The 6,608-nt window shown below is 52.7% G+C and carries 5 protein-coding genes; 3 read left to right on the forward strand and 2 right to left on the reverse strand.

Annotated features, from left to right (window positions below; genetic code table 11):
- Nucleotides 1-3,383, reverse strand: a 3,383-nt coding sequence (locus O0S10_RS10185; protein ID WP_268925776.1) for an InlB B-repeat-containing protein, incomplete at its 3' end; no start/stop codon positions are given.
- A gap of 331 nt (nt 3,384-3,714) precedes the next feature.
- A complete protein-coding gene (locus O0S10_RS10190; RefSeq protein WP_268925777.1) occupies nt 3,715-4,119 on the reverse strand; it encodes a hypothetical protein in 405 nt (134 codons plus the stop codon).
- A gap of 467 nt (nt 4,120-4,586) precedes the next feature.
- Between O0S10_RS10190 and O0S10_RS10195 the strand changes: the two genes are divergently transcribed.
- From O0S10_RS10195 to O0S10_RS10205, 3 genes are all read left to right on the forward strand, one after another.
- Nucleotides 4,587-5,090: a hypothetical protein gene (locus tag O0S10_RS10195; RefSeq protein WP_268925778.1), complete on the forward strand. Its 504-nt coding sequence runs from the start codon at nt 4,587-4,589 to the stop codon at nt 5,088-5,090.
- 777 nt (nt 5,091-5,867) lie between these two features.
- Complete coding sequence (locus O0S10_RS10200) at nt 5,868-6,149, forward strand: hypothetical protein (RefSeq protein WP_268925779.1); 282 nt, start codon at nt 5,868-5,870, stop codon at nt 6,147-6,149.
- On the forward strand, nt 6,146-6,608 hold a 463-nt coding region (locus O0S10_RS10205; protein ID WP_268925780.1), incomplete at its 3' end, for a hypothetical protein. The genes O0S10_RS10200 and O0S10_RS10205, both read left to right, overlap by 4 nt.

A 6,608-nucleotide genomic window follows, 5' to 3' on the forward strand; every position in this document is an offset into this window, starting at 1 on the left:
GACGTCCATTTTGCATACAGGGTCATGTCGCCCGGGATGCTGTCGCTGAAGCTCCAGGCTTGGGTGCATGCTGCGTCTTTGTACCAGCCGCCGAAGGTGTAGCCGTCTTTGACGGGGTTGGCGGGCTGGCTGATTTTATCGCCGTAGGAGAGGCCGGTCGCGGGGCTGACGTAACTGCCGCCCTGGGTGTCGAAGAGAACACGGAAGGCGTTGTTCGTGTTGCCGGAGGATGATGCCTGTGAGGAAGTGTATCCGGCGAGTGCATAGGTAGAGAAGTTGTCGGCCTTGATGGTAATCTTGAAGTAATTACCCTCTGACTGAATGCTCGTCATCGAAACAGGCTCAGCTTTGTTGTTTTTAATATGGAAAACTGCAAGTCTGGACTTACCAATGGCATTCACCCATGCCGCCGGTACGGTGAAGGTCAGTTGGATTCCGCCCGTTCCGATTTTCTGGTTAATTTCCGCTACATTGGTTGTTGCGGTGATCATGGAGGCGACCGTGTATCCTGAGGGGACAAGATTCGCCTTCGCTGCATCAAATGCCGGGCTGATGGTCGGCAGGTTTTCAGTATCAACTTCTGTGAGAATAATGTTGAGCTGATATGTTGTCGTTCCGACAGTGGCCGGAGCATCTACGGGAGCTTCCTTGTAAACTGCTTTGATTTCGGCAGTTTCAGGCACAGTGATGGCACCGGAGGTCGAATCATGTTTCACTCCATCGCCGGAGATCTGAATGACCGCGGGACTCGTGTCTGCGTTACCAATGGTCGCGGTGTGGGTTTCCTCCGAAAACGTGGTATCCTCCGGCGTACTTGGTGTTACAACAGTATTTCCTTCTGTGTCAATGGTTGGCGTGACCTTGGGGACGTCGGGAACAGCGGGTTCGACGTTGTCGGACCAAGTAATTGTGGAGGTAACAGAGAAACCTGAGACTTCAACCGGCGTTACCTGATATGCTTTGCCGGAGATTGCACCAAAGCTGTTTGCGCTGATGGTACCTTCCAATTTGACTTCTGATGTTACTGCACCATTGTCACTGTCTGCGTAGAGGAAGTAGGTTCCGCCGTTGACGGTGTTGCCGTTGGCATTGATGGTGATGGCATTGGTACTGATACCTTTGTCGGGGTTGACGTAGAAGACGTTGCCGAAGCCGCCGACCTGACCTTTCTTACTACTCTCCAGTTTTGCAGCATTGCCGGAGAGCGTGAACTTGTTGTTGTTTGCGGTTACGGTGACTGCCTGGTTCACGCTGTCAATGGCGATACCGTTGTTCATGGAGGTTTTGTCTGCATCAACCTCGCAGGTGATGGTGTTGTCCTTGATGGTTACATCCGTAACATGGGCAGCGATTCTTACCCCGATACTGCCGGAACTAACCTTTGTATCGTCCGACTTATACACGGTCGCAGTGTTGGGCACGAGAGTGTTTCCGGTGATCTCAATGCTGGATAAAGACGTCCCGCTCTTACCCTGCACAACAATACACTGGCTGCTGCTTGTCTCTGAGGCCCCGGCTTTGATGGTCGAATCCAAGATTTTGGAGGATGAACCACTTAGATACACGGTGTGGAAGGATGAGGACGCAGTTGTCTTCGCTTTACTGAAATCAATAACACTGTCTTTCAGAGTGGTACTTGTTCCGGTCAGTTCGATGAATTTACCCTGAGCAAAATCACCGGTGCCGACTACCTTGAGATTTTGCAGCGTAACACCGGTACCGGTGGATTTGATTACCGGACTGTCTCCGCTCTTAGCGGTGATCGTTACGCCTGCATCCTTGTTGCCGTCGATGACGACATTATCCGCGGAGACGGTCATCGATTTGAGGTTGACGTCCTTCATCAGCTTGTAGCTGCCGCTCTCACTGATGGCAAGCGTGTAACCGTTCGCGGTATCGCCGGTCCACGCGACGCCCGGAACATTCTCGCTGGGAGTCAGGCCCCAGGTAATCTTGGAGAAACGGGCTTTTGTGTTGTCAGTTGCGAGGTATGTAGGTGTTGGTGTCCCGGTAACCTTGTTGCCTGCCACGATTCCGGTATAGAATGGTTTAGATGCGTCATTATCATAGAAAACTGCCTGACTGACCGGGAGGGTGTTGTCTTCCACGTTGAGGGTAACCGAGTCCATATTCGTTGCGGAACCATGGAAGAAATACGCCGGTTGGGAGTCCACCGACAGAGTGTTTTCCTTCAGGTTTATGGTGAGGCCGCTGAGGGTGTTCCCACTGTAGAACCGGACTGCGGTCTTGGTGTTACCTAAGGAATACGTGGCATTCAAGATGTTATTCTGAATGGTAGCGGTTCGTGAAACGACATTCGTAGCCACTACCTTATTGACGTTATCAAAAATACCAATCGCTTCGGACATGGCAGAGCCCTGCAATGTCGCATTCACGACGGAGTTCTGAACTATGGTCGTACCGTCCTCAATCACGGCAACTGCAATACCATAGGCCCAGTTTCCGGATAATGTTGCGGAGATGATACAGTTCTCAATCAGACCCTGTCCGGTTGCTCCGGACTGTGTCTGTTCGTCAATACCAAAGGAATTTCCTTTCACAGCCTTGATTGTTCCGGTCACCAGGGAGTCGGAAACCGTAACCTTTCCGGTACCAAATGCCCAAGCCAGAATTCCATGAGCATTGTAATATGTTCTTCCATTTTGATCCTTATTACCACCACCCCATTCCGAGATAATGTTCGCCGTGGAATCAATGTAAATCCGTTGGAGCGTTAAATCCCCATTGGTTACATGCGTGGCAATTCCGGCAGATCCATCACCGTGAATTTTCCCTTTGATATGCACATCGGACACGGTTAATGTACCAGATCCGATGGAGTACACGGTCACACCGTAGGTCAGATTTGTGACCGGATTTGGATTCGTCGTGTCTTTGGGAGTGAATCCCGGGGCAGTTACATCCCCAATGGTGACACCGCTAATTGTGGAAGAACCAATATCCCATGCCGTGGATTTATTACTTCCTGCCCAGATTCCGGCAATGTGCACATTCGTAATGTTTTGGAAATTCTTGATCTGGAAATTCTCCTTGCCAGAGGCAACCCGGATACCATACTTCGTGGAGTCGGAACCGGTAATGGTTTTATCATTACCATTCAGAGTCACCCCATCAGCATTGATGAGAATCAGCGTCTCATTGCTTCCATTTTCAGTAATATCAGCAGAAAGCGTGTACTCCCCGGGGGCGGTGATCTCATACAGCACACCATCTGTTTGTGAATATGATAACCCAGCCGCACTGACAGCTCCCGCCATCAGCGTACACACCAGCAGCAGAGCCGCGAGCAGCACCACACCGCTCCGCCAAAGCTCCGCTAAAGAATCATGGGGACGATTTGCCCCGTAATTACATAAACTCATGAAATTCCTCCTCAGGAGCGGTGGAAACGCAGGCAGAAACAACCGCTTCCGCATACGTGGGGAGACCATTACATCCTAAGTTAATAGGATATAACTCGGATTATTCCCTGAATGTACAATTTGCCGGATGAATTTCGTTTGCGCGGGAAAAGAAACAATTTCCGTATGCAAAAAATGTCAGGAATATTGTTGGGTATAAAAATCTATTGAGCACAAATTAGGTTTTCCAATGCATACAATTCCGTGCGCATTGAACGTTCTTTCCATTTCAAAGAATTATTGAAGATAGTTTTAATATCATGTGGGGTGTTATATCCTATTAACTGAGGATTCATATCCCCTGTTTTTTTCCCGACGTACCCCCCGCGCAGAAACAATCCTCCCGCAGCTGCCGCAGATGAACACCCGCCGCAACTACCGCCGGCACACATTCAAATAATACCAGCACCATACAATCTATCATCGAACGGCTGACCCCGCAGACACCCTGCGGAACACCGTCCGCACCGAACCCGGCACATCCGCTCCGGTGGGACGCATACCTCCCAGATGCACTCGTCCCAAGTAAGTTCTCACGCTCACGAACGAACAGAGCCTCTGAGGCACGGATGTTCCCCCGGATTCCCGCGGACACAACAGCCGGCAGCAGCGGCAGTGCATCCTGCACCGCCGCACGGCGCACAACAGGGACACGCAGAACCTCCCATGCCGGACACGGCAGAGAGTCTCTGCACAAAGAAAAAAACAACAAAGGAGACCTCATAAAAAAAGCGGAAGCTCTTGAAAAAAACAGCACAGAAAACGTGTCTGTCCGATTTCAACCCTGCAAGGAACAAAAGGAACAGACACTATTCTCTACGATCAGTGATCATATCACCGTATCGGTATCAGCACCATGTCCTGACACGTGAGCTCAGAGCTCAGAGCTCACGAACATCATTGACAAACAACACCGAGAAAAAAAATCCCGCACACTCTCTATCATCCATGAATGTGCTCCGTGATAACTCTCTTGTGTTATATATTTGTCATTAATTGCATATAAACATATGTAGATGTGCGTTAGGGTGTAAAAGAAAACAAGAAGGATACAGAAGAAGAGCGCATGCCGCCGCTTCCCCCACTCCTCCTCTCCCGTTGAAAGTGAGCTCTGAGCTCTGAGCTCTGAGCTCACCATACAGACAAACACAACCCACCCCCATCATGAACCATCAGACCCCGCATCAACGACGCTCCCTCTATGCATTTATCAATGACGAAGAATATCAAAACTTCGACACCATCATCAAAAAAATGCAGTTCCCCAGTACCAGTGCCTACCTCACTGCCATCATCCGCGTCACCCTCTACGGCTGGCAGACAAAGTATCACGTACCGTCCGGCGACCTCGACCCCGCAACCGCAGACTGGATCGCCTGGCACAAAAACCGCATGACCAAAGAAGACCGCCTCCGTCAGACGTACTTCGACATCCTCACCGACCTCGCCTTCCCCGTCATCGCCTCCCGCGGCGCGCAACTCGCCTTTCATTTATTACAGAACGAAATCGAGACAGCCATGGCAGACCGAACCGGCCTCATCCCATCTCACGAACAACTAAAAACATGGACACAGATCTACGAAACCATCCACGCAGAACAACTCGGCAGACACCGCGCCGACCTCGCGCTTGAGGTAGTACGGGAATCAGAACACGAAATGATCTAAGGAAGTTGGTGTATCTTCAATGTGGGCAGAACACAGAAAAAGAAACGCGAATCGCGCTCGCCCCACAAACCGCATTTGCGTATCCTCGCTCTCCTTCCCGTCCGGGCGGACGGGTGGCGTTACTGTCGCACGGCAGAGCCGTGCTCCACTCCCCCCTTCGGGGGTCGCTATCGCACGGCAGAGCCGTGCTCCGCTCCCCACTTCGGGGGTCGCTATCACAAGCCCGGACGTCTTGCTCTACTCCTCCTTTGGGGTCGCTATCGCACGGCAGAGCCGTGCTCCGCTCCCCACGTCGTGGGTCGCTATCACAAGCCCGGACGTCTTGCTCTACTCCCCCTTCGGGGTCGCTATCGCACGGCAGAGCCGTGCTCCGCTCCCCACTTCGGGGGTCGCTATCACAAGCCCGGACGTCTTGCTCTACTCCCCACTTCGTGGGTCGCTATCGCAAACGCGGCTAAAAATGCTTGCGAAGCCGACGCAGGATAGTAAATGAGTGGAAGCTTCGCGAGCATTTGCCGTCGCGTTTGCGACAGCAACGCCGCCCGTCCGCTCGGACGGGAAGGCGAGCGACGAAGAGCAAATGCGATGAGCGAAGCCGCGCCGTCAGGCGCATCTGCGTTATCTGCGTTATTATCTGCGTCATCTGCGTCATTATCTGAGAAATCTCGCGTTATTCTTTCCCCATCCTGCCCCTATGAAGAAACCCGAACAACGGAAATACCCGCATTTCACCAAACACCCGACCATGACACACCACACCCACCCCGGAAACCGCCTATGAATGAAGAACCCCTTCGCTACTACGGCGACACCTACTGCTGCCCCGCCTGCGGCACCGCCTTCACCCTCATCAGAAAAGAGATCACCGGCTGCGGCACCGGCACCCAGCACAACACACTCCGCTGTCCCGCCTGCACCGCAGACACCGCAATCCGCGTCAGCGAACAAGAACTCGCTCTCGTCACCAGCTACATCAAGCTCCGGAGCGAAGCACGCGACCTCATCCGCACCCGCACCACCCCGCAGACCACCAGAAAACCATCAGGAACCAGACCATGACCTACACACCATTCGACCCGCAACCCTTCCTCGCAACCACCCTCCCCCGCATCCACCCGCGCCCTGCCGACCCCTACGAAGCCGCCCTCCACAGCCGTGACCTCGCCTACATCTTCGAAGAATTCCACCTCGGCTTCATCGAACAATACCACACCGACATCCAAACCATCCGCAACGAAAACGCCCAAAGCACCGAATACCAGATCATCTGGCCCGAACAAACCTACTACGAAGTAAACATCCCCAAACTCCAAACCGACCACCCCGACCTCCACCAAAAACTCGTCCACCTCCGCGCAACCGACGCAGAAAAAATCCTCGGACGCGACCACCTCTACACCGCCGCAAAACAACTCCTCGGCACAACCATCCGCGACTACGAAAAAATCACCATAACCGACCTCAAAAAACACCTCACCGCACGCGACCTCACCACCTACCTCACCCCCAAAACACGCC

The sequence above is a fragment of the Methanocorpusculum petauri genome, from assembly GCF_026891975.1.
Lineage (GTDB): Archaea > Halobacteriota > Methanomicrobia > Methanomicrobiales > Methanocorpusculaceae > Methanocorpusculum > Methanocorpusculum petauri.

What these genes read in the sequence shown, in the direction of transcription:
- O0S10_RS10200 (WP_268925779.1), top strand. Translation starts at nt 5,868, where the DNA reads ATGAATGAAGAACCCCTTCGCTACTACGGCGACACCTACTGCTGCCCC.
- O0S10_RS10195 (WP_268925778.1), top strand. Translation starts at nt 4,587, where the DNA reads ATGAACCATCAGACCCCGCATCAACGACGCTCCCTCTATGCATTTATC.